Source organism: Mesorhizobium sp. ES1-3 (assembly GCF_020164795.1).
Classification (GTDB): Bacteria; Pseudomonadota; Alphaproteobacteria; order Rhizobiales; family Rhizobiaceae; genus Mesorhizobium.
Map to the genome: position 1 here is coordinate 1 of NZ_JAIUGW010000066.1, position 1,628 is coordinate 1,628.

1 protein-coding gene is annotated in these 1,628 nt (G+C 64.3%); it reads left to right on the forward strand.

Translation table 11 applies throughout. From position 1 onward, the window contains the following. Positions 1–127 precede the first annotated feature (127 nt). A complete protein-coding gene (locus LB536_RS30960; protein WP_224599145.1) occupies positions 128–1,216 on the forward strand; it encodes an IS110 family transposase in 1,089 nt (362 codons plus the stop codon). The last annotated feature ends 412 nt before the right edge of the window (positions 1,217–1,628 follow it).

Here is a 1,628-nt window from a genome sequence, read left to right on the forward strand (position 1 = left end):
TGCCGCCCGTAATCGGGGCGGGCACTTGGCCGAGAGGAAAAGCGGTGCGTCGGCCGCAGCTCAACTGGCGACCGTCGGCGACTCGGCGGCAAAATCTGCGCCTGTGAAGCAACGCAGGAGGCGAACCATGGAATTCTTTTGTGGATTGGACGTAGCGATGGACGAGACGGCGGTGTGTGTCGTCGACGATCAGGGCGTCGTGCATCTTGAAGCGACGGCGGTGACGGATCCCGATGCACTGTTTGCGGTGCTGAAGCCGTTTCTGCCGCGCCTGCGCCGCGTCGGCCACGAGGCGGGGTCGCTGTCGCCCTGGCTGCATCCCGAGCTCAAGAAACTCGGCCTGCCGGCCATCTGCCTTGAAACGCTGCATGTGCGCGCGGCGCTGTCGGCGCAGCGCAACAAGACCGACAAGGCCGATGCTCTGGGGATCGCCCATATCATGCGCACGGGCTGGTTCCGACAGGCCTACATCAAGTCGGAAAGCTGCTACCGGACGCGGCTTCTGCTGACCCACCGGCGCAATCTGAAGGCCAAGTTCCTCGACTTGGAAAACGCCGTCCGCCATTCGCTGAAGGCATTCGGCATCCGACTGGGCAAGGTCGGGCGAGGGGCTTTCGAGCAGGCGGTGCGCACCGCGATGGCGGACGATCCGCTGTCGTCCGAGCTGATGGACGCCATGCTGTCGGCGCGCGCAGCGCTGTGGCGACAGTACTGCCGGCTGCACGATCTCGTCGTCAAGATGGTGGCGCGCAGCGAGCTGTGCCGGCGCTTCATGGCGATCCCTGGCGTCGGCCCGGTGACAGCACTTTCGTTCATGACGGCGATCGACGATCCGTCACGCTTCCGCCGCTCGCGTGATGTCGCCGCCTACTTCGGGCTGACCTCGCGACGCTGGCAGTCGGGCACCTCGATCGACGTCCAGGGCCGCATCTCGAAGGCCGGCGACGCGGACGTGCGCCGGTCGCTCTACGAGGCGGCGTCGGGGTTGATGACGCGCTTCAAGGGCAGGGACAAGGTCAAGAGCTGGGGCCAGGCGATCGCCAAACGGTCCTGCCACCGCAAGGCCTGTGTGGCCGTGGCGCGCAAGCTTGCGGTGATCATGCATGCCATGTGGAGCGACGGCACGTTCTATGTCGGCGATGCGACCGCGACTGACACCGAGGCCGCGCAACGCGCCCACATCAAGGACCGGCGCCTGCTCGGAGCGCATCGATGAGGGGCGGGACGGAAGTTGAAACGCATGGCGGCCACACGGTGACGGGCGTCATCTGACACAAGGGATCCGCCCCGGCGGATGAGGACCGATGCAGACCAGGAACGACGGAACGCACGTTATCTTGCCTGCGGCCGCGCCGATCGACAGACGGCCGGACCGCGCTCGATTGCCTGTGACGATGCTCCGTCAGTCCGATGGAAAAGTGCGCCACGACGGTTCGAGCGCTGCTTTCGTGCAGCCGATTAACCCCGTCGCAGAGCGCGGAAGATTGCACGGCGCATCGGAACTCGACGCTAGGACGCGGTATCGTATCATAGAGAATAAATTCGTATATTATCGCACCAAAAGAGAGGAACGACGATGTCGAAAAGCTCACCGGAAGCACAACCGATTAAGATGGCAAGATAAAAGG

Bases quoted from the DNA above. Each gene is read 5' to 3' on its own strand.
- LB536_RS30960 (WP_224599145.1), top strand. From the start codon at position 128: ATGGAATTCTTTTGTGGATTGGACGTAGCGATGGACGAGACGGCGGTG.